The sequence below is a fragment of the Amycolatopsis mongoliensis genome, from assembly GCF_030285665.1.
Classification (GTDB): domain Bacteria; phylum Actinomycetota; class Actinomycetes; order Mycobacteriales; family Pseudonocardiaceae; genus Amycolatopsis; species Amycolatopsis mongoliensis.
The window spans coordinates 2,452,059-2,478,716 of sequence record NZ_CP127295.1 but is presented as its reverse complement, the minus strand read 5'-3'; the positions used below and the strand labels follow the sequence as shown (position 1 = coordinate 2,478,716).

The following is a 26,658-nucleotide window of genomic DNA, read 5'->3' as shown; positions in this document are numbered from 1 at the left end:
TCACGGACCTGCGATCGGGGAGGCTACCGCTCGACCTCGCCGCGGATGAACTTGTCGACGGCGTCGCGCGCGGTCGAGTCGTCGTACTGCTCCGGCGGCGACTTCATGAAGTAGGAGGAGGCCGACAGGATCGGGCCGCCGATGCCGCGGTCGAGCGCGATCTTCGCGGCGCGGACGGCGTCGATGATGATGCCCGCCGAGTTCGGCGAGTCCCACACCTCGAGCTTGTACTCCAGGTTCAGCGGCACGTCGCCGAACGCGCGGCCCTCGAGCCGGACGTAGGCCCACTTGCGGTCGTCGAGCCACTGCACGTAGTCCGACGGTCCGATGTGGACGTTGCCCTTGCCTAGGTCGCGGTCGACCTGCGAGGTGACGGACTGGGTCTTCGAGATCTTCTTCGACTCGAGGCGCTCCAGCTCCTTCATGTTCAGGAAGTCCATGTTCCCGCCCACGTTGAGCTGCATCGTCCGGTCGAGCTGGACGCCGCGGTCCTCGAACAGCTTCGCCAGGACGCGGTGCGTGATGGTGGCACCGACCTGGGACTTGATGTCGTCGCCGACGATCGGCACGCCGGCCTCGGTGAACTTCGCGGCCCACTCCGGGTCGGAGGCGATGAACACCGGCAGCGCGTTGACGAACGCCACGCCGGCGTCGATCGCGGCCTGGGCGTAGAACTTGTCGGCCACCTCGGAGCCCACCGGCAGGTACGAGACGAGCACGTCGGCCTCAGCCTCGCGCAGCGCGGCGACGACGTCGACCGGGGTCTCGTCGGACTCCTCGATCGTCTCGCGGTAGAAGCGGCCGAGCCCGTCGTGGGTGTGGCCACGCTGGACGGTGACGCCGAGCGGCGGCACGTCGGCGATCTTGATGGTGTTGTTCTCGGAGGCGAAGATCGCCTCCGACAGGTCACGGCTGACCTTCTTGGCGTCCACGTCGAACGCGGCGACGAACTCGATGTCGCGGACGTGGTAGCCGCCGAAGTCGACGTGCATCAGACCCGGGACCCGCGTGGCGGGGTCGGCTTCGCGGTAGTACTGGACACCCTGGACCAGCGACGCCGCGCAGTTGCCGACGCCCACGATGGCCACCCGAACGCGGCGGTTCTCGCCCATGGGGGTTTCTCCTTCAATCCGTGTCTGTTCAGTAGGTCTGGTGCCGCGACGCTGCGGCCCGGCCGGGCGGCTCAGGTCTCCGGACCCTGCCGCTCGGCTTGTTCGTGCGCGATCAGCTCGTTGAGCCAGCGCACCTCCCGCTCGCTGGTCTCCAGCCCCAGCCGGTGCAGCTCGCGGGTGTAGCGATCGATCTTCTCCTCGGCCCTCGCCAGCGCCGCCCGCATACCCTCACGGCGTTCTTCGACGCGGCGGCGGCGGCCCTCGAGGATCCGCATCCGCACGTCGGCCGGGGTTCGCGAGAAGAAGGCCAGGTGGACGCCGAATCCCTCGTCGTCCCAGGTCTGCGGCCCGGCGTCGCCGAGCAGCTCACCGAAGCGCTCCTTGCCCTCCGCGGTGAGCTTGTAGACCCGCCGTCCGCGCCGCGACCACGCCCGGTCGTCGGCCTCGTCCAGTTCTTCGACCAGGTACCCGGCCCGCAGCAGCTTCCGCAGGGTCGGGTACAGCGAGCCGTAGGAGAACGTCCGGAACGTGCCGAGCGTCTCGTGCAGCCGCTTGCGCAGCACGTACCCGTGCATGGGCGCTTCGTGCAGAAGGCCCAGGATCGCGAACTCCAGCACGCCGCACCCCCTTTCGGGAACAAACCGAGGAGATCGGCGTTGCTCCGAATGATCGCCTCGATCCAACCTACTCAGCCAGTATATCGCGCCGATACATCGAAGTGGCGAAGCTAACGGGCGCACTCACTCTGGAGTGGGCGAAATTCACCGGAGAGTTATCGAACGTCCGGCGTGTCCCGTCCGGACCTGTCACCGGTCGCGCTAGGGGGCGTGGACGACACAGGAAGAGCCCGTACTCTGTCCTGGTGATTAACCAGCGGCAGGTCGTGGACTACGCGTTGCAGCGCCGTGCGCTGCTCGCCGAAGTCCGCTCCGGGCGCGTCGGCGGCTACGAAGCCTGCGACGCGAGCCCGTACCTGCTGCGGGCGGCGAAGTTCCACGGCCGGGCCGGTGACCAGGCCTGCCCGATCTGCCGCCAGGAACCGTTGACCCTGGTGTCCTGGGTCTACGGTGACGAACTCAAGCACGTCGCGGGCTCGGCGAGGACCCCCGAAGAGCTGGCCAGGATGGCCGGCCTGTTCGCCGAGTTCACCGTGTACGACGTCGAAGTGTGCCGGGCGTGCCACTGGAACCACCTGGTCCGGTCGTACGTCCTCGGCACGGGGAACCGGCCGACGGTCCGCGAAGGACCGCAGGCCGGTGAGCTGGATCACAACCGCTGAAGAGCGCAGAACGGCGCACTACCGGGCGCCGGTCTGGGAGGCCCATTCGTGAACGACGATCGCAACCGCTCCTGGCCCGGCCAGGAGCCAGATGCACCTCGCCGTGCCCAGTCGGGCCCATGGCCGGGAGAAGACCCCGGCCCCGCCTGGCCCGGCGAAGAAGCCCCCCGCCGGCCACGCGGTGATTCGGCGCAGCGCGGCACGCAGCCCCGGGGCAACCTGCGCGGCGGCGGATCGCCCGAGTGGCCGTCCGGCGACGAAGGCGGCCCCCAGTGGCCCGGCGAAGAGCCGCCGCGGCGACCCCGCCAGCAGGGCATGCCCGCGCGGCGGCCGGCCCCGCCACCGCCGGGCCAGCGCCCGCCGCAGGGTCCGCCCGCTTCGCCGCCGGAAGGCTTCCGCCAGCCGCGCGGCGGGCGGCCGGTGCCGCCCCCGGGGCGCGAACCGGACCTGATCACCCACCACGCGCACAACGGCACCGACGACTTCGGGCGTGACCCGTACGACGACGGTTACGACGACGACGCCGCGTTCAACGAGTTCGCCGACGACGTCGAGCCCCAGGACGAGCTCGACGAAAAGGGCAAGAAGGTCCTGACGCCGGCGCAGCGCAAGAAGCGCCGCTGGAAGATCATCCGGCGGGTGGCGTACGCCTGTGTCGGCGTGTTCTTCGTCGTCCCCGCGATCGCGTTCGTCATCACCTACTTCCTGGTCGACGTGCCGACGCCGGAGAGCATCAAGTCGCTGCAGAACCAGCCGATCACCTACTACGACGCCAGCGGCCAGGTGATGGGCCGCGAGCTGCCGCCGGGCGGCGACCGCCAGCTGCTCAAGCCGGGCGAGGTGCCCGAGGTCGTCAAGCACGCCGTGTACTCGGCGGAGGACGCGACGTTCGAGACCAACTCGGGCTTCGACGTCACCGGCATCCTGCGCGCGGTCTGGAACCAGGTCTCCGGCGGCCAGGGCGGTGGTTCGACCATCTCCCAGCAGTACATCAAGCAGGCGACGCAGAACGACGCCCCGACGCTGACCCGCAAGTGGACCGAGCTGGCCAAGTCGTTCAAGATGAACAACCAGGAGTCCAAGGAAGAGATCATCACTTCCTACCTGAACATCGTCTACTTCGGACGCGGGGCGAACGGCATCCAGGCGGCCGCGAAGGCCTACTTCAACAAGGACGCCAAGGACCTCAGCGCGTCCGAAGCGGCGCTGCTGGCCGGCCTGATCCAGGGGCCGGGCCGCTCGGAAAACCAGGCGTACGCCCAGAAGCGCTGGGCCTACGTGCTCGACCAGATGGTCGCCAACAAGTGGCTCCGCCAGGACGAGCGCGCCACGGCCCAGTACCCGACGCCGATCCCGAAGAACGCCAACAAGGAGCAGAACTCGGGCAAGCTCACCTACCAGGTCCAGCAGCGGATCAAGGACGAGCTGGCGGCGAGGGGCTACGACGAGAGCAAGCTGTTCTCCAGCGGCGCCAAGATCTACACCACGATCGACCCCGCGGCCCAGGACGCCGCGGAGAAGGCCGCCGCCGACGGCATGAAGGGCCAGACCGACGAGAACCTGCTGAACGCGCTCGTCGCGGTCAACCCGAAGACCGGCGGGGTCATCGCCTACTACGGCGGGCCCGAGATCGTGAAGGACGCCAACGGCAAGGACCAGGTCGGCCAGGACCGAGCCAACCAGGCGAGGAACCCGGGTTCGTCGGTGAAGGCGTTCGACCTCACGGCGTTCCTCAAGATGGGCAAGGGCCTCGGCGAGACGTTCGACGGCTCGAACAACCGGGTGCTCGGCGGCCGCACGGTCCGGAACGCGGGTGACAGCGCGAGCTGCGGCAAGGACTGCACCGTCGCGAAGGCGATGGAGATCTCGGCGAACACCGTGTTCTACGACATGGTGCTGAACGTGACGAAGCCGTCGCGGGTCGCGGAAGCGGCGAAGGAAGCCGGCGTCAAGGTGGCGCCGAACGGCAAGAGCGTCCTCTACACCGACGACAACAACATCTCGCTCGGTGGTGGTGGCACGGCCGTGACGCCGGAGGACATGGCGGCCGCGTACGCGTCGTTCGCCAGCGGCGGCGCGTACCACGAGCAGCACTTCGTCGCGAAGCTGACGAACGCCCAGGACGAGGTCGAGTTCGACGAGAACAACATCAAGACCAACCCGGCGTTCGACGACGACGCGGCGAAGAGCCAGCAGATCGCGGGCAACGTCACCGAGGCGCTGGTGCCGGTCATCAACCACTCGAACCTGAAGTGCCCGAGCGGCCACGAGTGCGCGGGCAAGACCGGTACGCAGCAGTACACGGCGAAGGCCGACGACCCGAAGGCTTACGGCGACCGCAACGCGCAGACCTGGATGGTGGGCTACACGCCGTCCGTGTCGGCTGCGGTCTGGGTCGGCGGCGACGGCAACAAGCCGCTGCACGACCCGAAGAACAGGCCGATCTTCGGTGCGACCATCGCCGGTCCGACGTGGCAGAACTTCATGAACCTCTACCTCAAGGGCAAGCCGGCGGAGAAGTTCGACAAGGTCGCGCCGATCGGCAAGGACGTCAACGAGGTGACGAGCACGCAGCCGAAGCCGCCGGACACCCCGAGCACCACCGAGACGCCGACGACCACGCCGACCACCGAGTCCACGGACCCGCAGAACACGGACACGAGCACGCCGACGAAGACCCGGACCCGGCCGGGACCGCCGATCACGACCCTCAACCCCGGTGACGGCAACACGTTCGGTGGTGGTGGCGGAATCGCTGCGCCACCGGGCTCCGGGCCCGGCTAGCACCGTCCTCCTCCAGGGCCCTCCGCGCACGCGCGGGGGGCCCTGAACCGTTTCGGGAAGATCGTTTCGGCAACCCCGCCGCGTCACGCGCGTCCCTTCCAAGAGGGGGTGGCGGCCGTCGCCGCCCCGCTGACAGTGGAGGACCGCCCCGTGCCCGACGATCGATCCCGCTCCTGGCCCGGCCAGGGTCCCGATCCGCGCCGTCGCGCACCCCAGGGTCCGCACGGCCAGGGCCCGCGCGGCCCCGTGCCCCCGCCGCCCGGCCGGCCGCGCCCGCAGCAGCAACCGCCACACGGGTACCGGCCCGAGCCGCCGCCGATGAGCGGCGGCCCCGAGCTGATGACGCACCACTCCTACGAAGAGCCCGACGGCTACGACGACGTCCAGCCGGATGCCGACGGCAAGCCGGTCCTCACGCCGGAGCAGCGCAAGAAGAGGCGCTGGAAGATCATCCGGCGGGTCGCCTACGGCTTCGTCGGGGTGTTCCTCGTGCTGCCCGCGATCGCGTTCGTCATCACGTACTTCCTGGTCGACGTGCCGTCGCCGACCGAGGTCGCGCAGAACCAGAGCCAGGCGGTCACCTACCTCTACTCCGACGGCTCGCCGATGGGGAAGGACGTCCCGCGCGGCGGCAACCGCGTGCTGCTGACCCCGGAACAGATCCCCGACGTCATGAAGCACGCGGCGATCGCGACCGAGGACGACTCGTTCGAGACCAACTCCGGCTTCGACGTCGGCGGCCTGCTGCGCGCGGTGTACAACCAGGCCACCGGCGGTACCGGCGGTGGTTCGACGATCTCGCAGCAGTACATCAAGAAGGCCACCGACAACGACGCGCCCACGCTGACGCGCAAGTGGACCGAGCTGGCCAAGTCCTTCAAGATGAACCAGACGTACGAGAAGAAGGACATCATCACCGCGTACCTGAACATCATCTACTTCGGGCGCGGGGCGTACGGGGTCGGCGCGGCGTCGCAGGCCTTCTTCCACAAGGAAGCGAAGGACCTGAGCTTCTCGGAGGCGGCGCTGCTCGCCGGGCTGATCCAGCAGCCGGGCCGGTCGGAGAACGACAAGGTCGCGCACGACCGCTGGAACACGGCTCTCGACCGGATGCTGAAGAACAACTACATCTCCGCGGCCGACCGCGCGGCGGCGCAGTTCCCGACGCCGATCCCGCTGGAAGACAGCAAGCAGCAGGCCGGCGCGCCGCCCGCGTTCGTCGTCCAGCAGGTGAAGGACGAGCTGGCCGCGCACGACATCCCGGAAGACCGCTACTACTCCGGCGGGTTCCAGGTGCAGACCACGATCGACCCGAAGGCGCAGGAAGCGGCGGAGAAGGCCGCCACCGAAGCGCTCGAAGGCCAGGTGGACGACAACCTGCTCAACGCGCTCGTCGCCGTCGACCCGAAGACCGGCGGGGTGCTCGCCTACTACGGCGGCAAGCCGATCGTGCAGGTCAACGGGCAGGACCAGGCCGGGCGCGACTGGGCCAACACGCCGCAGAACCCGGGTTCGTCGATGAAGCCGTTCGACCTCACGGCGTTCCTCAAGATGGGCAAGGGCCTCGACGCGACGTTCGACGGCTCCAACAACCGCACCTTCGACGGCCGCGTCGTGCGCAACGCGGGCCCGGGCAGCAGCTGCTCGCAGCAGTGCACCGTCGCCGAGGCGATGGAGCGCTCGGCGAACACGGTGTTCTACGACATGGTCCTCAACCAGACCCACCAGCAACCGGTCAAGGACGCGGCGCGGGAAGCCGGCGTGAAGACCAAGAACGACGACGGCGGCCAGTCGATCATCTCCACCAAGGACAACAACATCTCCCTCGGCGGTGGCGAAACCCAGATCACCCCGCTGGACATGGCTTCGGCGTACGCGACGTTCGCGGCGAACGGCCAGCAGCGCGGCCGCCACTTCGTGCAGAAGGTGACCAACTCGCAGAACGAGGTCGCGTACGAGGCGTCGACCGACGCGAAGTCCGCGTTCGACAGCGACTCGGACAAGAGCCGCCAGATCGCCGGGAACGTGACCGAGGCGCTGAAGCCGGTGATCGGGTTCTCGCACCTGAAGTGCCCGAACGGCCACGAGTGCGCCGGCAAGACGGGGACGCAGCAGCACACGAAGGTCGCGGGTGAGCCGTCGTGGGCGGCGAACGCGAACTCGCAGACGTGGATGGTCGGGTACACGCCGTCGGTCTCGGTGGCGGCCTGGGTCGGCGGCGACGGCAACAAGCCGCTGCACGGCAAGAACAACTCGCCGATCTACGGCTCGACCATCGCCGGCCCGATGTGGCAGAAGTTCCTGTCGCTGTACCTGACGGGCAAGCCGGGCGAGCGGTTCGACAAGGTCGACCGCATCGGCGGCGAGGTGGCCCCGCCGTCCTCCGACGTCGCCACGACGACGGACGCGACCCCGACGGACGAGAACACGGACAACGGCGACCAGGGCGGCAACGGCGGCGACAACAACGGGCACGGCCACGACCAGTCGTCGTCGCAGGAGAGCACGCCGAAGCACACGAAGGGGTCGTCGACCCCGAAGGAGACGCCGAGCGACACCGGCGTTCCGGGCACCTAGTGTCGCGAGTTGTTCGACGTTCGAGGCGGCTGGAACCTGCGCCATGAAAGCCCAGCCCGTGCAGCCCCGGCCGCGATGCCGTGAATGACCCATTCACCTCGTCCGGCGACATGAATGAGTCATTCATGTCGCCGGACCAGCCGCCACGACGCTCGGCAGATCCCGGTCCGATGCACCCGGCGCCACTTTGGCGCGCAGGGCCAGGCCGCCGTCCCGGGTGAACCACGGTGGGCCGCGGTCCGTGTCCCTTCGAGAGGACTGCGTCCGCAGCCCACCGTGGAGGACGGCCCGTGAACAACGACCGCACGTCACCCGGCCGGCGGCCCGACCCACGTCGTCGTCGTGCGCGGAGGCCGGTGCCCCGCGCCGGCCTGCTGGGCACCGAGCCGGAGCTGATCACCCACCACGCCCACAACGGCACCGAACCGGACGATCCGCCGACCGTGCCGATCCTGCGGCCGCGGCCCGGCCAGCCGCCGCGCCGGCCGCGTCCGCTCACCGACGGGGACCTGCGGAAACGGCGCTGGCGGCGAGTCCGGCGGATCGCCTACGTGGCCGCCGGGCTGTTCTTCGCCGTCCCCGCGATCGGGTTCCTGATCACCTACCTGGCCGTCGACGTCCCGTCACCGGAGACGGTCGCGCAGGCGCAGGGCCAGGCCGTGACCTACCTGTATAGCGACGGCACCGAGATGGGCAAGGACGTGCCCACCGGCGGCAACCGGCAGATCCTGGCGGCGAACCAGATCCCGGACGTCGTCAAGAAGGCCGTGATCGCGACCGAGGACGCCTCGTTCGAGACCAACTCGGGCTTCGACGTCGGCGGCATCCTGCGGGCGGCGTACAACCAGGTCACCGGCGGGTCCGGCGGCGGGTCGACGATTTCGCAGCAGTACATCAAGAACGCCTCCGGCGACGACGACCCGACCCTGGCGCGCAAGTGGGTCGAGCTCGCGAAGTCGTTCAAGATGAACCAGACCTACGAGAAGGCGGACATCATCACCGCCTACCTCAACATCATCTACTTCGGCCGCGGCGCCTACGGGATCCAGGCCGCCGCGCAGGCCTACTTCGGCAAGGACGTCGGGCAGCTCGACTACTCGCAGTCCGCGCTGCTGGCCGGGCTGATCCAGCAGCCGGGCCGCTCGGAGAACACCGCCGTCGCGACGAGCCGGTGGAACACCGCGCTGGACCGGATGCTGAAGAACGGCTACCTGACGCAGGCCCAGCGCGCGGCGGCGAAGTTCCCGACGCCGATCCCGCTGCGGGAGAGCCGGGAGGCGGGCGCGCTGAACCCGTTCATCAAGAAGCAGGTCAAGGCCGAGCTGGCCGCGCAGGGCATCGACGAGAAGCAGTACTACTCGGGCGGGTTCCAGGTGTTCACCACCATCGACCCGCAGGCCCAGCAGTCGGCCGAGAAGGCCGTGGCCGAGGGGATGGCCGACCAGACCGACGACCGGATCCTCAACGCCCTGGTGGCGGTCGACCCGAAGTCCGGCGGCGTGCTCGCTTACTACGGCGGCGACGCGATCGTGAAGGGCCCGAACGGCGAGGACCAGGCCGGCCGCGACTGGGCCGACGAGCCGCACAACCCGGGTTCGTCGATGAAGCCGTTCGACCTGGCGGCGTTCCTCAAGCTCGGCCGCGGCCTCGACGCGCGGTTCGACGGCACGTCACCCCGCACGTTCCCCGGCGTCGACCTGCCGATCCGCAACGCGGGCGACAGCAGCAGCTGCTCGCAGCAGTGCACGGTCGCCGAAGCGATGCAGCGGTCCACGAACACGGTGTTCTACGACATGGTCCTGAACGTCACGAAGCCGTCCGGCGTCGCGGAAGCGGCGCAGGAAGCGGGGATCCGGACGTCGGACAACGGCGGCCGCAGCAAGCTCTTCACCGGCGACAACAACATCTCCATCGGCGGCGGCGGAACCCAGGTGACGGCGGCGGACATGGCGTCGGGGTACGCGACGTTCGCGGCGAACGGCGTCCAGCGCGACCGCCACTTCGTGCAGAAGGTGACCAACGCCAACGGCGAAACCGCGTACGAAGCCAAGGACCGTTCGGCGGACGCGTTCGCGGACAACGACCCGCAGAAGAGCGCCCAGATTGCGGGCAACGTCACGGCCGCCTTGGCGCCGGTCATCCAATTCTCGAAGCTGAGCTGCCCGGCCGGCCACGAGTGCGCCGGCAAGACCGGCACTCAGCAGCACACCCCGCAGAACGACGAACCCGCGTCGGCGGCGAACGCCAACTCGCAGACGTGGATGGTGGGCTACACGCCCTCGGTGTCCGCGGCGGTCTGGGTGGGCAGCGACGGCGACAAGGCGTTGCGGGGACCGAACGGCGCGCCGCTGTTCGGCTCGACGCTCGCGGGGCCGATCTGGGACCGGTTCATGCAGCTGTACCTCTCGGGCAAGCCGGGCGAACGCTTCGACCGCGTGGCGGCGATCAGCTCGCCGCAGGACCGGGTGCAGGTGCAGGTCCAGCAGCCTCAGCAACAGCAGAACCAGCCGGACCAGCGCGACCAGCGGCAGCCCGGGAACCGGCAGCAGGCCGACCAGCTCGAGCAGTTCCGCCAGTTCCAGCAGCGGCTGCAGGAGCTGCAGAACCGGCAGCGGGGACGGAACGGCAACGGGAACGGGAACGGCGGACAGAACGGTGGGGTCTCCGTGCCGAGCGGCACGCCGGATCCGAACCCGGGTGGCTGATCGTCCACCTCTGTAGGTCGCTCGTGCTATCTTTTGGCCATGCGGTCAGAAAGCAGCACGAGCGACCGGACCTTCACCGAGCAGGCCAGACGGCGGCAGTTCGTCGACTGCGCGGTCGAGGTGATCGCCGAGCACGGGTTCGCGCAGGCGTCGCTCGCCCGGATCGCGGCCAGGGCCGGGACCAGCAAAGGCGTCATCTCCTACCACTTCCGTGACAAGGACGAGCTGATCGAGCAGGTGCTGCTCGACATCTACGCCGGCATGGCCGGGTTCGTCGGGCCGCGGATGGCGGCCGCCGGGAGTGCGGCGGAGAAGCTCGAGAGCTTCCTCGAAAGCAACCTCGAGTACCTCGCCCGGCACCGGTCGCAGCTGCTCGCGATGCGGCGGATCTGCCCGAACCCGCCCGAGACCGGTGAACCCGCCCCGCACGACTCCGCCGTGGAGGAGTTCCTGCGGGACGGCCAGGAGTCCGGCGAGTTCCGGGACTTCGACGTCACCGTCATGGCGGTGACCATCCGCGCCGCGCTCGACGGGGCGCTCGACCAGTTCGTCGCGCGGCCGGAGCTCGACCTGACCGCCTACGCCGCCGAGCTCGTCACCTTGTTCACGCACGCCACCAGGGGGAATCCGTGAGTCATCTGGCGTTCTGCGTGCCCGCCGGGGCCGGGCACCTCAATCCGACGCTCGCCGTCGCCACCGAACTGACGAAACGGGGGCACCGGGTCACCTACGCCGCGCCCGAGTTCGCGGGCGACCGGATCCGGGAGACCGGGGCCGAGCTCGTCCCCTACGAGTCGACCTGGGGGAACGTCAAGGAGCCGCCGAAGTTCGACCGCAAGGACCTCGGCAAGGCCATGGCGATGAACCTGCGCGAGACCAAAGCGGTCCTCGCGCAGGTCGAACGGACCTTTCCCGGCCCGCCGGACCTCGTCGTCCACGACGGGCCCATGGGATGGTGGGGACGGCTGCTCGCGTCGAAGTGGCAGGTGCCCGCCGTCGTCTCCTGGCCGCACCTGGTCAGCAACCAGCACTGGAAGCTCGCGCAGTACCTGCCGGTGAACCCGCTGAGCCCCGCCCTGCTGCTGGCCATGGCCCGCACCATGCGGCTCGCGGCCAAGTACGGCGTCACGGGCACCAGCCTCACCGACGGCACCGGCTCCGCGGCCCAGCTCGTGTTCCTGCCGCGCGCCTTCCAGTTCGCCGGCGACACCTTCGACGAGCGCTACCACTTCGTCGGCCCCGCCCTCGGCGAACGCGCCTTCCAGGGCGGCTGGAAGCCCCCCGCGGACGGCCGGGACGTCGTCTACATCTCCTTCGGCACCGCCTACAACGACCGCGCCGGCTTCTACCGGACCTGCGTCGAAGCGTTCACCGGCACCGACCTGCACGTCGTGCTCGTGCTCGGGAAGCAGGTCGACCCGGCGTCCCTCGGTCCGGTGCCCGGGAACGTCGAACTCCACGACCAGGTGCCGCAGCTCGACGTTCTCCGGCACGCCAAGGTGTTCGTCACCCACGCCGGGATGGGCTCGACCATGGAGGCGCTCAGCTTCGGCGTCCCGCTGGTCGCCGTCCCGCAGATGGGCGAGCAGCGCGCGAACGCCGACCGGATCGTCGAACTGGGCCTCGGCCGTCAGCTCGCCCCCGGCGACGTGACGGCCGGGAGCTTGAAGGAGGCCGTGACGTCGGCGCTGGGGGACACCGGCGTCACGGCCAGTCTGGCGAGGATGCGGCGGGAGATCGACGAGGCCGGGGGCGCGAAAGCGGCCGCCGACGTCGTCGAAGCCGTCCTCAAAGCTTGATGACGGTTCCTTCCACTCCCGAGCGGTGCGCCGCTTCGATCACGCGCAGGGCTTCCACCGACGACTCCGGATCGACCGGGAAGCCGCCCTCGCCGCGCAGCGCGTCGCGCACCTCGGCGTAGAACTGCTCGTAGCGGCCGGTTTCGGTGGGCACCGTCTTGAGGTCGTTGCCGACACCGATCTTGCCCGCGTCCGACGCGGGCTCCACGCCCCAGCCGTCATCGCCCGGGCGCATGCCCGTCTTGATCTGGGGTTCCTGCACGTCGAGGCCGTACTTGGTGAAGGTCGCCTGATCGCCGAGGACGCGGAACCGGGGGTTCAGGGTGCCCGCGAGCGCCGACGCCCACAGGTGTGACCGGACGCCGGTGGCGTGCTTCAGCGCGACGAAGACGTCGTCGTCGACCTGGACACCGGCCCGGCGGCGATCGGTCTCCGCGTAGACCTGCGTGACCGGGCCGAACAGCTGCAGCGCCTGGTCGACGATGTGCGCGCCGAGGTCGTAGAGCAGGCCGCCGGCCTCGGCCGGGTCGCCGAACTCGCGCCAGTTGTCCTTGGGCTTGGGCACCCAGCGGTCGTAGCGGGACTCGAAGCGGAACACCTCGCCGAGCCGCCCGGACTCGAGGACCTTCCGCACGGTGAGGAAGTCGGAGTCGAGGCGCCGGTTCTGGAAGACCGTCAGGCCGACGCCCGCCGCCTTCGCCGCGGCGACGACCTGCTCGGCCTCGAGCGCGGTCGGTGCGAACGGCTTGTCGACGACCACCGGCAGGCCGGCCTCGATCGCCCGCAGCGCGAGCGGCACGTGCGTGCGGTTGGGCGTGCTGACCACGACGAGGTCGAGGTCGCCGGCCCGCTCGAACAACGCGTCGGCGTCCGGCACGATCTCCGCGCCGGGGTGGTCGGTGCGCGCCTGGGTCGCGTTGCTCGACGTCGTGATCACCGCCGGCGTCAGCCCGGGAGTCGCCGCCACCAGCGGCGCGTGGAAGACGCGCCCGCCGATGCCGTACCCGAGGATGCCCACGCGCAAGTCAGCCATGACGCCATTAAACAACACTGTTGCGTAATTGGCCAGACGTGGAAAGATCCCGTCCATGGCGGACACCGGGGTGAACCTGCGCAACGTGCGTGAGCACAACCGCGCCCTGCTGCTCACCCACATCCTGCGCGCCGGCGGCCTCAGCCGCGTCGAGCTCTCCGAACGCACCGGGCTCACCCAGCAGGCCGTCTCCAAGATCGTGCCCGAACTCCTCGACGCCGGCCTGCTGGACGAGCAGCGCCAGCCGTCCGCGGGCGTCGGCAAGCCCCGTACGCAGCTGACCATCCGCGCGGGCGCCCGCCACGCGCTCGGCGCCCGCCTCGACCGCGACGAGTACCGCGTGCTGCGGACGAACCTCATCGGCGAGGTCGAGGAAACGGCCGGGGGCCCGCTCCCACCCGGCTTCACGCCCGAGCAGGCCGTCGAAGCCATCGGCACCACCGCGCTCGAGCTCGCCGACGGCTTCGACGTGCTGGGCCTCGGGCTCGGCGCGGTCGGCCCGCTGGACCACCTCGCCGGCGTGGTCCGCGACGCGACGAACATGCCCGGCTGGCACGACGTCCCCCTGCGCGACCTGCTCGAGAAGCGCACCGGCCTGCCGGTGACGCTCGACAAGAACACCAATTCCGCCGCGTTCGCCCAGTTCTGGCCGCACGGCGAGCCGACGGCGACCGCGGTGGTGCTCGTCGGCACCGGGATCGGCGTCGGCCTGCTGATCGACGGACGCCTCTACCGCGGCCCGCGGACCAACGCGGGTGAGTTCGGGCACACCACGATCGCCTACGACGGGCCCATCTGTGCCTGCGGGCGCCGCGGCTGCGTCGAGATCATGGCCAAGCAGGCCCCCGACACGCGGACCGCCGCGGGCTTCCTCGGGATCGGCCTCGCGGACCTCGTGCAGGTGCTCGACCTGGAGCGGATCGTGCTGGCCGGACGCGCCGTGCGGGACGAACCGGGCACGTACCGTGACGCCGTTTCGGAGCGGCTCGAGGAGCTGCTGCCGCTGCCGCACTGGCAGCGCATCGAGGTCGCCGAGGACGCCGGCGGCGAGGAGCTCGTCACGCGCGGAGCCGCCGCGGAGGTCCTGGCCTCGTACTACGCGAATCCGGCATGATCACCGCCTTCACCTCGGTGGCGGCCGATCCCCGCTAACATCCGCACTCGTGCCAGAGGAGACCACGCGCGAGCCGGACCCCGGCCCCGTGACGCTGAGCCGGGCGGACCGGGTCGTCCCGAGCTGGAACGAGCCGCTCGCGGCGGCGGTCACCAGACCGATCGGCGGCCCGCTCGGCGAGCACGCGGCGGTCGGCAGGCACTGGTTCTGGTCGCCCCAGCGCGTCGGCCTGCTGCTGGCCACGCTCGCGCTGATGCTCTGCTGGTTCGGCAAGGGCTCCTGCATCCAGCAGTACCAGGACTCCAGCGGCGCCACCCAGCTCGACTGGCGCGCGGGCCGCCCGTTCGTCGCGATGTGCTACTCCGACATCGTGCCGCTCTACAGCTCCGAGCGGCTCGACCGGCCGGGCACCTTCCCGTACTACACGTCGTGGAAGGAAAGCTCGCAGACCGCGGAGAACGAAACCCGGTACATGGAGTACCCGGTGTTCACCGGCCTCTTCCAGTGGGCGAACGCGAAGCTCGCGGCGGGCTGGCTGAACATCGCCGGAAGCGGCTGGCTGCCCGGTGCGCTGCCGGTCGCGGTCTACTTCGACCTCACCGCGCTCTTCCTGGCGATCGCCTGGCTGGTCACCGTCTGGGCGACCGGCCGGACCGTGAAACGCCGGCCGTGGGACATGGTGCTGGTGGCCGCCTCACCGCTGGTGCTGGTGCACGCGTTCACCAACTTCGACGCGATCGCGACCGCGTTCACCGCGACCGGCCTGCTGGCCTGGGCGCGCAAGCGTCCCCTGCTCGCCGGGCTCCTGCTCGGCCTGGGCGCGACGGCCAAGCTCTACCCGCTGTTCCTGCTCGGTGTGCTGTTCGTGCTGTGCCTGCGCGCCGGGAAGCTCACGCCGTTCTGGAAGACCGCGGCCGCCACCGCCGTGACGTGGCTGGCGGTGAACGCGCCGTTCATCCTCACCGCGACCCGCGGTTGGTGGGAGTTCTTCCGGATGAACACGCTGCGGCCGATGGACCCGGACTCGCTGTACAACGTCTTCGCCTACACCACCGGCTGGGCCGGACTCGACGGCGTGCTGGAGAAGAACCAGACGCCGACGTACCTCAACCTCACGGTGGCCGTGCTGTTCCTCGCCTGCTGCGCGGGCATCGCCTACATCGCGCTCGCCGCGCCACGGCGGCCGCGCGTCGGCCAGCTCGCGTTCCTCGTGGTGGCCGCGTTCCTGCTGACGAACAAGGTGTGGAGCCCGCAGTACTCGCTGTGGCTGGTGCCGCTGGCGGTGCTGGCGATCCCGCGCTGGCGGCTGCTGCTCGGCTGGATGCTGATCGACGCGCTGGTGTGGGTGCCGCGGATGTTCTACTACCTCGGCGTCGACCACAAGGGCCTGCCCGAAGGCTGGTTCCTCGGCACGGTCGTGGTCCGCGACCTCGCCGTCGCCGCGCTGTGCGTGCTGGTGGTGCGCGAGATCTACCGCCCGGGCACCGACCTGGTCCGGGCCACCGGCGACGACGACCCGGCCGGCGGCTTCCTCGACGGCGCCCGGGACGCGATCGTCCCGAACGCCGTCCGCCGCCGGAAGGCCGTGGCCGCCTAGCCCAGCTTTTCGCGCAGGTAGGCGATGTCGGTGGCCTGACCGTCGGCCGGGGTCTCGACGACGACCGGTGCGCCGGCCGCCCGCGCGACCTCGACCAGCGCGTCCGGATCGATGGTGCCTTCGCCCTCGACGACGTTGGCGTGCCGGTCGCGGGTCGAGCCGAACTCGTCGCGGGAGTTGTTCAGGTGCACCAGGTCGATCCGGCCGGTGATGGCCTTGACCTTCTCGACCGCGGTCGCGAGGTCCCAGCCGGCGGCGAACGCGTGGCAGGTGTCCAGGCAGAACCCGGCGCCGAACTCGCCGACCTTGTCCCACAGCCGGGCGATGACGTCGAGGTCGCGGGTGATCGCGTTCTCGCCGCCGGCGGTGTTCTCGATCAGGATCGGGACCTTGAAGCCGCCCTTCTCCTGCTCGCGCTCGAACAGCTTGCGCCAGTTGTCGAGGCCGACCTCGACGTCGTCGTTGTCGCCGACGTGCCCGCCGTGCACGATCAGGCCCTTGGCGCCGATCGCCGCCGCGCCGTCCGCGTGCTGCGTGACGTTCTTGCGGGAGGGGATCCGGATCCGGTTGTTCAGCGAAGCCACGTTGATGAGGTAGGGAGAGTGGATGAACACCTCGACCGGGTCGGCCGCGATGGCCTCGCCGTGGGGGTGTGGCTTCGGGGCCTTCCAGCCCTGCGGGTCCGAGAGGAAGAACTGGACGACGTCGGCTTTGCGCTCGGCGACCGCGGTCAGCGGGTCGTCGTCACGGACATGGGCGCCAATCAGCATGCCGAGCACGCTACTCCGGGTTTTCTTTTCCCCTGCGGGACCTGGTGGTGACGCTCGTGGAGTACCGTGAGCGCGTTCCGTGATCCAGATTGGTCCGACTGCCGGAGGGCATCGATGGGGAAGCGCGTCGCCCGGATCACCGCGTTGGGGTTCGTTCTCTCCGCTTCGGCCGCGCTGGCCGCGCCGGGCGTCGCGAGCGCCGATCCCAGCCCGACCCTCGGCGGTGACTGCGGGGCCACCCTGCAGAACGGCCAGGCCCGCGACGCGAAGACCGGCCTCCTCCTGGACGCCGGCGCCCCGCTGAACGCCCCGAACCGGCTGACCGTCGGCCTCGATTCCACCTCGAAGAACACCAACGGCTCGGCACCGTTGCTGACGCTGCCCGTGGGTGACACGGTGCGGGCGCTCGGCGTCGGCGACGTGCCGGTGGTCGGCGACGCGGCGGCGAAGGCCGTCTGCCCGGCCGCGCAGGGTGTCGTGAACACCGTCGGCAACGTGACGCAGGGCGTGGCGAGCGAGCTGCCCCCGCTGCCGCTTCCGCCGGCCCCGCCCGGCCCGAACCCGCCCCAGCCGCCGGGTCCGACACCGCCGGGGCAGACCCCGCCCGGTGACAGCACCGGCCCGGTGACCACGGGTCCGGGCAACGCCGGCCTGCCGGGCGACGCGATTTCGGGCATCTTCACCAACGCGGCGCTGCTGCCGGGCAGCCTGATCCAGGCGCCGGTGATCGCGCAGGTCATCCCCGGGCAGCAGGTCCCGACGGTCGACGAGCAGAAGTCCGGCACGGCCGAGGCGCTGCCCGGCGTCACGCCGCCGGCGAAGCTGCCGATGCTGCTCGCGGTGCTGGCGCTGGCGATCGTCGCCGCGGCACTCGTCCGGGCTTGGATCCGCCGCAAGCCGGCCTGATCTCACCCAAGGTGACGCCCCCTTCCACTCGAATGCCGGACATTTCTGAGCGAGCGGGCGTCACCGTGCTGCCTTAACGTCGTTGTTCTGGGAAAGAGACGCGAGGCAAGGGGCGGCGAGCATGCGGGATCGGACACGGAGGGCAACGGCGGCCGGCGCGACGGCGTTCGTCCTCGCTGGTTCGGCTGTGCTCGGCATGCCCGGTACCGCTTCGGCGGGCGAGACCAAGACCGTCCCCTGCGGCAGCACCGTGGACGCCAAGCCCGGCGACACGATCAAGGGCACGACCCCGCTGCTCGGCCTCCCGTTGAACCTCGGCATCGTCACCGAGGGCACGAAGGTGCTCACCGGGACGATCAACGCCATCCTCGGCACGCTCTGCCAGGTCACCGTGAACGTGGTGAACACCGTCGTCTCGCCGGTGCCGGTGGTCGGCGCACCCGCCGCGAGCGCGATCAACCAGGGTGTCGAAGGCGTGACCAGCGGCGCCCAACAGGGCGTCAGCGCGCTCAGCGGTGGCGGCCAGCCCGCCCCTCAGCAGCCCGGTTCCGGCGGCAACCCGCAGCAGCCGCCGTCCGGCGGGACCGGGGGCGCGCCGCAGGGTGGTACCCCGGCGGGCACCACGCCGATCCCCGAAGCGAACAGCCCGCTGCTGCCCGGCTTCTCGAGCAGCCCGGTGTTCGGCGGCTTCCCGTTCAGCATCGGCACCGGCTACGCGCCGATGCGGGACTACAGCGGCATCCCGTTCGCCACGGCCGGGTTGTTCACCCCGTCGCCCGCCATCCGGTACGGGAGCCAGATCCCGGGTTACGCGCCGCAGTACGGCCTCACCGGGCCCGACCAGAACGCGGCCGGCAACTCCGGCATCCAGACGGCGGGTCAGGCCGAAGCGCTACCGTCCGCGTCCGACGGGTTCACGGACGGGTCAAATCTTCCCATGCTGATCGCGGTACTGGCACTCTCCGGAGTCAGCGCCGGCCTCGTGCGGACGTGGGTCCTCCGCCGAATGGCCGCTGCGAATTGATCCGACTGCCGAGTATCTTTCACGTATCTTCTTCGTTGATCCTGGTACACCTGGTGTTGCCGTTGCCTGGAACGACGCCCCCGTAATCCCTGGAGGACTGTGCTCGTGCGGAAGACCCTGACCGTCACCGCCATTGCCGCTTTCGTGGCGGGCGGCGCCTTCCTTTCCGCGGGTACGGCCTCGGCGAGCCAGCAGGTCGTGAGCACCAGCTGCACCGGCACGGTCACCGGCCAGATGGGCGACCAGGTGGCGATCGACGGGGCTTCGGTCAAAACCCTCGTCACGAACGGCGCGAACAACGCCGGCACCCTCGCGGTCGGCAGCTGGGCCGGCGACTCCATCGCCAAGAACCACGCGATCCCGGTGGGCCAGGTGCCGAACTCCGCGGGCGGTGAGGCGACCGGTGTCGCGATCGGCAAGGCGGTTCGCACCGCGCTGGCCAACTCCGGTACGTGGGGCCTCGGTCTCGACTGGAACAAGACCCTGAACAGCGTGGAGAGCACGGTCGCGAAGGGCTGCAACCTCACGCTGCTCGCCAGCAACTACGTCGCTCCGAGCACTCCGGGCCAGCCGGGCGCGGGCGGTACCGGCACCCCGCAGGGCGGCGGCACCGGGACCGTCCCCGGCGGCACGTCCGGCAACCTCTCGAACCTCAACCCGGGCAACGCGGCCGGCTCCGGCACCGCGCCCATGCGCGACTACGGCGGCATCCCCACGGCGACCGCCGGCACGGCCGTCGCCCCGGGCGCGCGCTACCCGGCGAACGGCACGCTCCCCGGTGACGCCTCCGCGCCGCAGGGCGACACGGGTGCCCAGAGCGGCCAGGGCGCCGACATCCGCGACGCGGGCAACGCGCAGTCGCTGGCTTCGCCCGGCTCGTCGAACGACGTCCAGCTGCCGATGCTGCTCGCGGTGATCGTGCTCGCCGGCGTCACGGCGGGGCTCGTCCGCACCTGGGCCCTGCGCCGCGCGAGCTGACCCCGCCGTCCGGTCCTGTCGGACCCCCCAGGTAGCCTTACCTGGACAAACCCTCCTGTCACGGACAGTCCGTGACCGCGAGCCCATAGGAGGTGAGTGGTTGTGTCACGCCATTACGAGGTAATGGTCATCCTGGACCCCACGCTCGACGAGCGCACGGTCGCCCCCACGCTGGACAACTTCCTCAACGTGATCCGCACTTCGGGCGGTTCCGTGGAGAAGGTCGACGTCTGGGGCCGTCGTCGCCTCTCGTACGAGATCAAGAAGCACGCGGAGGGCATCTACGCCCTGCTGGACCTGAACTCGTCTTCGGACGCGGTGAAGGAGCTGGACCGCCAGCTTTCGCTGCAGGAGACCGTGCTCCGCACCAAGGTCATGCGTCGCGAGATCAAGCGCGCCGCGGCCAAGCCCGCCGCCGCCAAGGCCTGAGCCGAAGGGTATTCCCGATGGCTGGAGACACCGTCATCACGGTGATCGGCAACCTGACGTCCGACCCGGAGCTGCGCTTCACCCCGTCCGGTGCGGCGGTCGCGAACTTCACCGTCGCGTCCACGCCCCGCACGCTCGACAAGCAGTCGGGCGAGTGGAAGGACGGCGAGGCGCTGTTCCTGCGCTGCAACATCTGGCGCCAGGCGGCGGAGAACGTCGCCGAGTCCCTGACCCGCGGCGCCCGCGTCGTCGTGCAGGGCCGCCTGAAGCAGCGGTCGTTCGAGACGAAGGAAGGCGAGAAGCGGACCGTCGTCGAGCTCGAGGTCGACGAGATCGGCCCCTCGCTGCGTTACGCCACGGCCAAGGTCAACAAGGTCAGCCGCGGTGGCGGCGGCGGTGGTGACTTCGGCGGCGGCGGTGGCGGCGGAAACCGCGGTGGCGGCGGTGGCGGAATGCCGGCCGACGACCCGTGGGGCTCCGCCCCGGCCGCCAGCAGCGGTGGCGGCGGCGGCTTCTCGGACGAGCCCCCCTTCTGATCTCGTACACATCCACAAAGATTTGAATTACCAGGAGTAGACAGTGGCCAAGCCACCCATCCGCAAGCCCAAGAAGAAGGTCTGCGTGTTCTGCAAGGCCGAGAAGAAGGGCCGCCCGGAACTGATCGACTACAAGGACACCAACCTGCTGCGGAAGTACATCTCCGACCGCGGCAAGATCCGTGCCCGTCGCGTCACCGGCAACTGCAGCCAGCACCAGCGTGACATCGCCATCGCGGTCAAGAACTCCCGCGAGATGGCGCTGCTGCCCTACACCTCGACCGCGCGCTAAGGGAGGGCACTGACATGGCGAAGATCATCCTCACCACGGACGTGGCCAACCTGGGCGGCCCCGGCGACATCGTCGAGGTCAAGGACGGCTACGCGCGCAACTACCTGCTCCCGCGGGGCTACGCGATCGTGGCCTCCAAGGGCGCGGAGAAGAACGTGCGCACCATCCAGCGGGCGCAGGAGAGCCGTCGCATCCGCGACCTCGACCACGCCAAGGAGATCAAGGCGACGCTGGAAGGCCTCGGGGCCATCCAGCTGAACGGCAAGGCGGCCGAGGGCTCGAAGAAGCTCTTCGGTTCGATCACCGCCGCCGAGATCGTCGACGCGATCAAGGCCGCCGGTGGCCCGCTGCTCGACAAGCGCGTCATCGAGCTGCGCGACCACATCAAGACCGTGGGCAAGCACTCGGTCGGCGCCCGGCTGCACCCGGACGTGAAGGTCGACGTGCGGCTCGAGGTCAAGGCCTCGCAGTAGTAATCAGTACGTCGTCGAAGGCGGGTCGCTCCCTGGTGGGCGGCCCGCCTTCACGCGTTTCGGGGGGAACCCCGGACACGCGGGCGTCGTCGTAGGACAATGGAGCGGGACGCGAAGGGAGCGCACTCGGATGGGTAACGAGGTCAACATGTCCGCGCCGTCCGGCGGAGGGGGCTTCACGTTCGACGCCGACAAGATCGACGGCGTCATCAAGAAGTGGCAGGACCTGCAGACCGACCTGCAGAACGACGCCGCCGACGCCAACCTGATGGCCGACGTCAAGGCGCCCGGCAAGGAGTTCGCGAGCAGCGACTGGGAGAAGCTCGCCAACCCGTCCGGCAAGGCGTTCCTCGAGCAGAACCAGAAGATGCAGGAATACGTGAAGAACTACATCCAGGCCCTGCTCGACGCGAAGAAGCGGATCACCGCCGCGGACGCCGACCACACCGGCGACATCTCGAAGGCGGGGACGCAGGCGTGAACCGCCGGCTCGTTCTGCCCGGCCTGGCCCTCGTCGTGCTCGCCCTCGCCGGCTGCACCTCGACCACCGGCGGCACGGCCAACCCGGCCGCGTCCGGCACTTCGGACTCCGCGACCAGCACGGACGGCGGCGGTGGCGACGGCGCTCCCAAGGTGTCGAGCCCGCTCGACCCGGCCAAGCTGAAGTCGGACCCGTGCTCGGTCCTCTCGGCCTCGCAGCGCTCGACGCTCGGCCTCGAGGACGGCACGCCGCGCACCAGCGAAGCGGGCGCGACCTGCGCCTGGATCTACACGAGCGACGAGACCCGCAGCAGCCGGATCGACATCGCGGCCGACCCGAACACCGACGGGCTCGCGGGCATCTACGACCTCTACGCCAAGGGCGGCAAGGACCAGTACGAGTACTGGGAGCCGGCCGACGTCTCCGGCTACCCCGCGGTGTACGCCGCGACGAAGGACTTCCGCGCCCAGGGGCAGTGCAAGCTGCTGGTGGGCGTGACGGACACCCAGGCCGTCCAGGTCTTCACGCAGATCGGCAACGGCCCGGGCGCGACCCAGCCGTGCCCGTACGCGGAGAAGGCGGCCGAGGCGATGATCCAGACGTTGAAGGAGGGCTGAGATGCTGGAACTGGTGCTGCTCGGCGGGTTCGCCGCGTACAACATGGCCACCACGCACTCGGACGACCACACCTCGCAGCAGGGCGACCGCAAGATCGACTGCTACGACATCTGGGACAAGATCACCCACGGCCCCGGCACCGGCTCGATCCAGAACGGGCAGGCCGCGGCCAGCCGGTTGAAGGGTGCCTACTCGGACCGGCTCACCACGATCGACACCCTGGCCAAGGAGATGGACGCGGCCTGGACCGGCGGCGGCTCCGAAGCGGCGCAGAACGCCGGCGCGCACCCGCTGCGGGTGTGGATGGAGGACTCGGGCACCAAGCTGACCGACTCCGACAAGTACCTCGGCGAGCAGAACAACGCGTTCACCACGGTGCACGCGCAGGTGCAGCAGGTCCCGAAGGACCCGCCGAAGAACAACCTGCTCAACGCGGTGACGCCGTGGACGACCGACACCGACCGGGCGATCCGCGACTACAACACCAAGGGCCAGGCCAACGTCGACGCCTTCAACACCTACTACAAGGCGAGCAACGACAACGGCCAGAAGATGCCGACGTACTCCGCGCTCAAGGGACAGCAGGAGAGCGTCAACGTCGACAACGGCAAGGACGGCAAGAAGAAGCCGGGCAATGGCAACGGAAATGGCAACGGGAACGGCACCGGCACGGGTCCCGGCGGCGTGAACATGCCGGGACCGGGCGGCGTCCCGTCCTTCGGCGGCCAGCCGACCACCCCCGGCGGCAGCTTCGACCCGTCGAAGGTGCCGGGTGGCGGCTACGACCCGTCCAAGGTGCCGTCCTTCGACCCGGGGAAGGTCCCCGGCGGGAGCTACGACCCGTCGAAGCTCCCGGGTGGCGGCACCTACACCCCGCCGAACTTCACCGACGGCACGCATTCGTCGGGCCTCTCGCCGTCGGACGTGCCGGGCGTGCCGGGCTTCGGCCTGGGGGGCACGCCGAGCTTCTCCGGTGGCGGGGGCGGCGGTGGGTTCGGCCCCGGCGGATCCGGCGGGATCGGCGACCCGACGGCGGGCTTCGGCCCGGGCGGCGCGGGCTTCGGGCCCGGCAGCTCGACCGGTGCGGCCGTGCCGGGCGGCGCCGGCGGGACGGGCGCGGGCCGGGGCGGCCTGGGTGCCGGCGGCGCGATGGGCGCGGGCGGCGCGGCGGCCGGGCGCACCGGTTCCACCGGCATGGGTGGGATGGGCGGCATGGGCCACGGCGCCAAGGGCCAGGGCGGCGGAGACGAGGAACGCACGTCGAAGTACCTGCTCGGTGACGACCCGAACGACATCTTCGGGACCGACGAGCTGACCGCCCCGCCGGTCATCGGCGAGTAGCGCACGCGAGACCACCGGGCGCGTGCCAAGATGGGCGCGCCCCGGCTTTCGCGGGTTCACCTTCACTGACTTCGATCTTCACTGGGGGAAGAGCGGTGCTGGACAGGCAGGTCACCATCACGACCGGCACCATGATCAACCTGATCCGGCGCCGCGGCGGCGAGCCGCACACGGTGCTGTCCGAGAAGCCCACCTGGTACAGCGAGGAAGCCCAGCGCACGGAGGACGAGCGGGTCAACGCCGAGCTCGCCAAGGCCGGGCTGTTCGGCCCGCGCGGCATGCACCCCGGGTTCGTGGCGACGATCGAAGCCGTCGCCCGGCCGCAGCTGGAGTACTACGGCTGGATCGACGGCGGGTTCCAGGGCAAGCCGGTCAGCTACCGGCTGCTCGCCGGCAGCGCCGGCGGCGAGGCGTTCGTGCTGGCCAAGCACGAGGACCTGGACGTCGTCGTGCTCGAGTCCACGCGGCCCGGCGAGCTGCTCGACGACTTCCTCGGCCAGATCCCGAAGCTGGCGCCCGGGCGCGGGACCCCGCTCGCCGTGCCGAAGAGCCAGATCGAGGGGACGGCCCGCGGCGACGAAGGCGGGTACGCGGTGCTCCGCAACGACCGCCCGGCCGAGGGCTCGCAGGAGGTCGAGGAGCTCCGGCGGATCCTGGCGCTACGCCGAATGGGGAGCGGCAGCCTCTACGTCGCGGCCCGTAGCCGCAGCGGGGCCTGGCACCGCATCGAACGCCCGGTGAACTACATCGATACGTCGGAAGGCCGGTGGCTGACCGAAGAGATTCCGGGGCGTGGGGAGAACCGGATCGCCTTCACCCCGGCCGACCAGCGCGTTCTCGCTGACCGGTTACGCAGCGCACAGGGTCGGCTCACCGCGGCCTGACCCGGCGGTCGTTCAGCCCTCCGGGTCACGGCTCTACCCTCCGTAGTATTCATCCACAGGTCGCGTCGTCCAATGGGCTCCGGCTGGTCCACGACACGCCGAACAACGGACTTCGCGCGACACGCCGGACGAGTTTTCGGGAAGTTCTCCACACCTTGTTCACAGTCCTTGACCTGGGGATTCTTCGAAGCCGATCACGCTTGTCCCCAACTTGTCCACAGCTCTCGCGGCACCTGTGACTGGTTACCCCCATTCATCCCCAGGTTGTCCACAGAAGGGTCCCCATCCTGAATTGCCTTCGGCCTTCCGGGGGATCTAGCGTGCCCGCTCGGGCCTGTACTCACGGTGGCGCCCGGCGTGCCTCCGAGAGTCGGACGACGTTCTCACCGATCATCGGGGGGCGCGTCCGAAACTGTCAGGGCACGGGTCGGGCCGCGTGCTTCGAGAGCGAAGATCCGGCATACTCGAACGGGTGTTCGACGCAATGAGGAGGTGTCCGGGGCGGTGGCGCTGACCGACGACCGCAGTCCGATGTACGCGGAGTCCGACCCGGGTCCGAGCGACCCCGGCTCCGGCGGCGGGTTCGACCGCCAGCCACCGCAGGACATCGCGGCCGAGCAGTCCGTGCTCGGCGGCATGCTGCTGTCCAAGGACGCGGTCGCCGACGTCATCGAGGCGCTCGGCCCCGACGACTTCTACCGGCCCGCGCACCAGGCGATCTACGACTGCGTCCTCGACCTCTACGGCCGCGGCGAGCCCGCCGACCCGATCACCATCTCGGCGGAGCTGGAGCGCCGGGGCGAGCTGGGCCGCGTCGGCGGCGCGCCCTACCTGCACACCCTGATCGCGACGGTGCCGACCGCGGCGAACGCGGGCTACTACGCGGAGATCGTCGCGGAGAAGGCGGTGCTGCGCCGGCTGGTCGAGGCGGGCACCCGGATCGTGCAGTACGGCTACGGCGCGGCCGCGGCCGACGGCGCGAACATCGACGAGGTCGTCGACCGCGCGCAGGCCGCGATCTACGACGTCACCGAGCGCCGGACCAGCGAGGACTACGTCGCGCTGGAAGAGCTGCTGCAGCCGACGATGGACGAGATCGACGCGATCGCCTCGCGCGGCGGCCAGTCCCAGGGCATCCCGACCGGGTTCACCGACTTCGACGAGCTGACCAACGGCCTGCACCCGGGGCAGATGATCATCGTCGCGGCCCGCCCCGGTGTCGGCAAGTCGACACTGGGCCTGGACTTCGCGCGGTCGGCGTCGATCCGGCACGGCCTGACCAGCGTCATCTTCTCCCTGGAAATGAGCCGGACCGAGATCGTCATGCGCATGCTCTCGGCCGAGGCGAAGATCCGCCTCGCCGACATGCGCGGCGGCAAGATGTCCGACGACGACTGGACACGGCTGGCCCGCCGGATGAGCGAGGTGTCGGAGGCACCGCTGTTCGTCGACGACTCGCCGAACATGACGATGATGGAGATCCGGGCGAAGGCGCGCCGGCTGAAGCAGCGCAACGACCTGAAGCTCGTCGTCCTCGACTACCTCCAGCTGATGACGTCCGGCAAGCGCGTCGAGTCGCGGCAGCAGGAGGTCTCGGAGTTCTCCCGGCAGATGAAGCTGCTGGCCAAGGAGATCGAGGTCCCGGTGATCGCGATCAGCCAGCTGAACCGTGGTCCCGAGCAGCGGACGGACAAGCGCCCGATGCTGTCCGACCTGCGTGAGTCCGGCTCGCTGGAGCAGGACGCCGACCTCGTCATCCTGGTCAACCGCCCCGACGCCTGGGAGCGCGACGACCCGCGGGCGGGCGAGGCGGACCTGATCATCGCGAAGCACCGTGCCGGCCCGACGGCGACGATCACCGTCGCGCACCAGCTGCACTACAGCCGTTTCGTGGACCTCTCCCACGACTGAGCGCACTTCCGCGGC

24 protein-coding genes are annotated in these 26,658 nt (G+C 70.1%); 20 read left to right on the top strand and 4 right to left on the bottom strand.

Annotated features, from left to right (window positions below; all coding sequences use genetic code 11):
* Positions 1-23: 23 nt before the first annotated feature.
* Complete coding sequence (locus QRX60_RS11975) at positions 24-1,112, bottom strand: inositol-3-phosphate synthase (RefSeq protein WP_286000842.1); 1,089 nt, start codon at positions 1,110-1,112, stop codon at positions 24-26.
* A 71-nt stretch (positions 1,113-1,183) separates the two neighbouring features.
* The gene (locus tag QRX60_RS11970; protein ID WP_086679623.1) at positions 1,184-1,729 is read right to left on the bottom strand and encodes a PadR family transcriptional regulator; all 546 of its coding nucleotides are present in this window, start codon (positions 1,727-1,729) and stop codon (positions 1,184-1,186) included.
* Positions 1,730-1,974: 245 nt separating this feature from the next.
* Between QRX60_RS11970 and QRX60_RS11965 the strand changes: the two genes are divergently transcribed.
* The 6 genes from QRX60_RS11965 (at position 1,975) to QRX60_RS11940 (ending at position 12,256) form a co-directional block, all read left to right on the top strand.
* Positions 1,975-2,391, top strand: coding sequence for a DUF5318 domain-containing protein (locus tag QRX60_RS11965; protein ID WP_286000841.1), 417 nt, complete (start codon positions 1,975-1,977; stop codon positions 2,389-2,391).
* A 315-nt stretch (positions 2,392-2,706) separates the two neighbouring features.
* On the top strand, positions 2,707-5,175 hold the full coding sequence (locus tag QRX60_RS11960) for a transglycosylase domain-containing protein (protein ID WP_408630227.1): 2,469 nt from the start codon (positions 2,707-2,709) through the stop codon (positions 5,173-5,175).
* A 318-nt stretch (positions 5,176-5,493) separates the two neighbouring features.
* Entirely contained in the window at positions 5,494-7,752 is a 2,259-nt protein-coding gene (locus tag QRX60_RS11955) for a transglycosylase domain-containing protein (protein WP_286003565.1), read from the top strand.
* A gap of 659 nt (positions 7,753-8,411) precedes the next feature.
* A complete protein-coding gene (locus tag QRX60_RS11950; RefSeq protein ID WP_286000839.1) occupies positions 8,412-10,457 on the top strand; it encodes a transglycosylase domain-containing protein in 2,046 nt (681 codons plus the stop codon).
* Positions 10,458-10,496: 39 nt separating this feature from the next.
* Positions 10,497-11,090: a TetR/AcrR family transcriptional regulator gene (locus QRX60_RS11945; protein ID WP_286000838.1), complete on the top strand. Its 594-nt coding sequence runs from the start codon at positions 10,497-10,499 to the stop codon at positions 11,088-11,090.
* Positions 11,087-12,256 carry a macrolide family glycosyltransferase gene (locus tag QRX60_RS11940; RefSeq protein WP_286000837.1) on the top strand — a complete coding sequence of 390 codons (1,170 nt, stop codon included), beginning with the start codon at positions 11,087-11,089 and terminating at the stop codon, positions 12,254-12,256. Before QRX60_RS11945 ends, QRX60_RS11940 begins: the two co-directional genes overlap by 4 nt.
* Here QRX60_RS11940 and QRX60_RS11935 read toward each other — a convergent pair.
* Positions 12,246-13,289, bottom strand: a complete 1,044-nt coding sequence (locus QRX60_RS11935) for a Gfo/Idh/MocA family oxidoreductase (protein ID WP_286000836.1) — start codon at positions 13,287-13,289, stop codon at positions 12,246-12,248. The genes QRX60_RS11940 and QRX60_RS11935 overlap by 11 nt on opposite strands.
* Positions 13,290-13,344: 55 nt before the next feature.
* Between QRX60_RS11935 and QRX60_RS11930 the strand changes: the two genes are divergently transcribed.
* Both QRX60_RS11930 and QRX60_RS11925 read left to right on the top strand, forming a co-directional pair.
* Entirely contained in the window at positions 13,345-14,403 is a 1,059-nt protein-coding gene (locus QRX60_RS11930) for an ROK family transcriptional regulator (protein ID WP_286000835.1), read from the top strand.
* A gap of 49 nt (positions 14,404-14,452) precedes the next feature.
* Positions 14,453-16,000: a glycosyltransferase family 87 protein gene (locus QRX60_RS11925; RefSeq protein ID WP_286000834.1), complete on the top strand. Its 1,548-nt coding sequence runs from the start codon at positions 14,453-14,455 to the stop codon at positions 15,998-16,000.
* On the opposite strand, the gene QRX60_RS11920 is transcribed toward QRX60_RS11925, so the two are convergent.
* Entirely contained in the window at positions 15,997-16,770 is a 774-nt protein-coding gene (locus tag QRX60_RS11920; RefSeq protein ID WP_286000833.1) for a deoxyribonuclease IV, read from the bottom strand. The two genes, QRX60_RS11925 and QRX60_RS11920, sit on opposite strands and share 4 nt — an antisense overlap.
* Before the next feature lie 114 nt (positions 16,771-16,884).
* On the opposite strand from QRX60_RS11920, the gene QRX60_RS11915 reads away from it, so the two are divergent.
* The 12 genes from QRX60_RS11915 (at position 16,885) to dnaB (ending at position 26,643) form a co-directional block, all read left to right on the top strand.
* A complete protein-coding gene (locus QRX60_RS11915; protein ID WP_286000832.1) occupies positions 16,885-17,676 on the top strand; it encodes a hypothetical protein in 792 nt (263 codons plus the stop codon).
* A gap of 121 nt (positions 17,677-17,797) precedes the next feature.
* Entirely contained in the window at positions 17,798-18,700 is a 903-nt protein-coding gene (locus QRX60_RS11910; RefSeq protein ID WP_286000831.1) for a single stranded DNA-binding domain-containing protein, read from the top strand.
* A 99-nt stretch (positions 18,701-18,799) separates the two neighbouring features.
* Positions 18,800-19,678 carry a hypothetical protein gene (locus QRX60_RS11905; RefSeq protein WP_286000830.1) on the top strand — a complete coding sequence of 293 codons (879 nt, stop codon included), beginning with the start codon at positions 18,800-18,802 and terminating at the stop codon, positions 19,676-19,678.
* Positions 19,679-19,780: 102 nt separating this feature from the next.
* Positions 19,781-20,107, top strand: coding sequence for a 30S ribosomal protein S6 (rpsF, locus tag QRX60_RS11900; RefSeq protein ID WP_286000829.1), 327 nt, complete (start codon positions 19,781-19,783; stop codon positions 20,105-20,107).
* Between the two features lie 17 nt (positions 20,108-20,124).
* Positions 20,125-20,643 (top strand): single-stranded DNA-binding protein, encoded by a 519-nt coding sequence (locus QRX60_RS11895; protein ID WP_286000828.1) that lies wholly within the window; start codon positions 20,125-20,127, stop codon positions 20,641-20,643.
* 43 nt (positions 20,644-20,686) lie between these two features.
* A complete protein-coding gene (gene rpsR, locus QRX60_RS11890) occupies positions 20,687-20,935 on the top strand; it encodes a 30S ribosomal protein S18 (RefSeq protein ID WP_003098744.1) in 249 nt (82 codons plus the stop codon).
* Positions 20,936-20,949: 14 nt separating this feature from the next.
* On the top strand, positions 20,950-21,408 hold the full coding sequence (gene rplI / locus QRX60_RS11885) for a 50S ribosomal protein L9 (protein ID WP_286000827.1): 459 nt from the start codon (positions 20,950-20,952) through the stop codon (positions 21,406-21,408).
* A gap of 130 nt (positions 21,409-21,538) precedes the next feature.
* Positions 21,539-21,889, top strand: a complete 351-nt coding sequence (locus QRX60_RS11880; protein WP_286000826.1) for a hypothetical protein — start codon at positions 21,539-21,541, stop codon at positions 21,887-21,889.
* Positions 21,886-22,506, top strand: coding sequence for a DUF3558 domain-containing protein (locus QRX60_RS11875; protein ID WP_286000825.1), 621 nt, complete (start codon positions 21,886-21,888; stop codon positions 22,504-22,506). Before QRX60_RS11880 ends, QRX60_RS11875 begins: the two co-directional genes overlap by 4 nt.
* 1 nt (position 22,507) lies before the next feature.
* Positions 22,508-23,848, top strand: a complete 1,341-nt coding sequence (locus QRX60_RS11870; protein ID WP_286000824.1) for a hypothetical protein — start codon at positions 22,508-22,510, stop codon at positions 23,846-23,848.
* A 95-nt stretch (positions 23,849-23,943) separates the two neighbouring features.
* Positions 23,944-24,732 carry an ESX secretion-associated protein EspG gene (locus tag QRX60_RS11865; RefSeq protein ID WP_286000823.1) on the top strand — a complete coding sequence of 263 codons (789 nt, stop codon included), beginning with the start codon at positions 23,944-23,946 and terminating at the stop codon, positions 24,730-24,732.
* 504 nt (positions 24,733-25,236) lie between these two features.
* Positions 25,237-26,643, top strand: coding sequence for a replicative DNA helicase (gene dnaB / locus QRX60_RS11860; RefSeq protein ID WP_286003564.1), 1,407 nt, complete (start codon positions 25,237-25,239; stop codon positions 26,641-26,643).
* The last annotated feature ends 15 nt before the right edge of the window (positions 26,644-26,658 follow it).

Coding starts and splice junctions, on each gene's coding strand:
- QRX60_RS11975 (WP_286000842.1), bottom strand. CDS start 1,112: ATGGGCGAGAACCGCCGCGTTCGGGTGGCCATCGTGGGCGTCGGCAAC.
- QRX60_RS11960 (WP_408630227.1), top strand. CDS start 2,707: ATGCCCGCGCGGCGGCCGGCCCCGCCACCGCCGGGCCAGCGCCCGCCG.
- QRX60_RS11955 (WP_286003565.1), top strand. CDS start 5,494: ATGAGCGGCGGCCCCGAGCTGATGACGCACCACTCCTACGAAGAGCCC.
- QRX60_RS11945 (WP_286000838.1), top strand. CDS start 10,497: ATGCGGTCAGAAAGCAGCACGAGCGACCGGACCTTCACCGAGCAGGCC.
- QRX60_RS11935 (WP_286000836.1), bottom strand. CDS start 13,289: ATGGCTGACTTGCGCGTGGGCATCCTCGGGTACGGCATCGGCGGGCGC.
- QRX60_RS11930 (WP_286000835.1), top strand. CDS start 13,345: ATGGCGGACACCGGGGTGAACCTGCGCAACGTGCGTGAGCACAACCGC.
- QRX60_RS11920 (WP_286000833.1), bottom strand. CDS start 16,770: ATGCTGATTGGCGCCCATGTCCGTGACGACGACCCGCTGACCGCGGTC.
- QRX60_RS11915 (WP_286000832.1), top strand. CDS start 16,885: ATGGGGAAGCGCGTCGCCCGGATCACCGCGTTGGGGTTCGTTCTCTCC.
- QRX60_RS11910 (WP_286000831.1), top strand. CDS start 17,798: ATGCGGGATCGGACACGGAGGGCAACGGCGGCCGGCGCGACGGCGTTC.
- QRX60_RS11895 (WP_286000828.1), top strand. CDS start 20,125: ATGGCTGGAGACACCGTCATCACGGTGATCGGCAACCTGACGTCCGAC.
- rplI (WP_286000827.1), top strand. CDS start 20,950: ATGGCGAAGATCATCCTCACCACGGACGTGGCCAACCTGGGCGGCCCC.
- QRX60_RS11880 (WP_286000826.1), top strand. CDS start 21,539: ATGGGTAACGAGGTCAACATGTCCGCGCCGTCCGGCGGAGGGGGCTTC.
- QRX60_RS11870 (WP_286000824.1), top strand. CDS start 22,508: ATGCTGGAACTGGTGCTGCTCGGCGGGTTCGCCGCGTACAACATGGCC.